Annotated in this window: 1 protein-coding gene; it reads right to left on the bottom strand. The window is 60.9% G+C overall.

The window, feature by feature from the left end; all coding sequences use genetic code 11:
* Nucleotides 1–14 precede the first annotated feature (14 nt).
* Entirely contained in the window at nucleotides 15–1,271 is a 1,257-nt protein-coding gene (locus BIS10_RS18760; protein ID WP_253507804.1) for an ISL3 family transposase, read from the bottom strand.
* Between the last annotated feature and the right edge of the window lie 78 nt (nucleotides 1,272–1,349).

Below are 1,349 nucleotides of genomic sequence, written 5' to 3' on the forward strand. Positions count from 1 at the left end.
GGTTCTTCGTCACTTCACGTGGATTTGGCCTGATCGAATAGGCGGCCCACCGGGCTGCCAATCAGGTAGATCATGGCGATAAAGTTGGCCTCGTTCCGGTAGCCACGTGCCCGTGACCGAGCCGCTTGGAACAGACCATTCATTCCTTCCAGTCTTGCGTTCGTCAGTCCCGAGAGCCAGCGTCTGACCACCGCGTCGGCGTGCCGCTCAAGCGTCGCCAGGGCTTTCCCCATCGGCTTCAGTAGTGGCTTTTCAGACACCGCCGCCTGCATGACCTTGAGGTAGTTCGTGATGCGCCATCGAGCCGCTCTGGGCGTCGGGGCCTTCTGGATCCAGCGTAGCTTCTCCTTGATCACCCAGGCATCGGCCGTGGCGCTCTGATCGGCCACCAACTCCTGGAGCGCCGAAAGCTGTTTGGGTGTCAGGTTCTTGTTATCCAGGTTCTTCAGCAGGGCCCAGCGCAGCGACTTGGGGTGCCCCTGCTCCCGGCGCTCTTTCTTGCGTACCTCGTCCAGCCGCTTGGTGAAGGTCTGTACGATATGGAACCAGTCGACCGTTACCTCGGCCTTGGGAAGGTGCTCGGTCACGCCGCTAAGGAAGGCTGGCGACATATCGCAGACGACCTCGACCACATTATTCGGGTCGCCGCCATGGGCCGCCAGGAAGGCGCTGAAAGCCTGGATGGCATCCTTGCCGCAGCCTGGGACGGCAAAGATAACCGGTTCCCGCTTGCGCTGCATGTCGAGGAACACCGTGACATAGCGATGACCGCGCCGGGAGGCGGTTTCGTCCACGCCGACCGTCACCACCTTGGACAGATCCAGTTCCCCCAACATGCGGCCAACGTAGTGGTGCACGATGCGCCATAGTCGTTTGTCGGAAATCTCCAACTGGCGGGAGACGGCCAGTACCGGCATCTCCTTGACCAGTGACATGGCCGCTTGCTCGAACAGCAGGGTAAAGTCGCTGCCCGGCCGGGCCCAGGGCACCTCTATGCGCTTGACGCCATGGTCAGGACACTTCGTGCGCGGCACGCGAGCATGCAGGTAACAGTGATGCTGAAAGAAGTTCAGATGCCGCCAGGTTTTGTCGGCAAAGTCATGAGCTTGGCAGGCCTTACCACATTCTGGACAGGGATAGAGACTGCCTCGCTCCGCCTCGACATAGAGGTCCAAGCGGTGGGGCGACACGGCGGTATCCAGGTACTGGTTCTTGAGGATCCAGGGCGCTTCCAAGCCCAGGCCGAGTGTTAGAATCTGGGTGCCGTCCATGTCATACCTCCTGCCGCTGTGGAGGTCATATTCTGGCCCAGCTCAGGGGGCGAATTCCACACCCAACGTCGAAGAGCC

The organism is Halomonas sp. 707B3 (genome assembly GCF_024158645.1).
Taxonomy (GTDB): Bacteria; Pseudomonadota; Gammaproteobacteria; order Pseudomonadales; family Halomonadaceae; genus Vreelandella; species Vreelandella lionensis.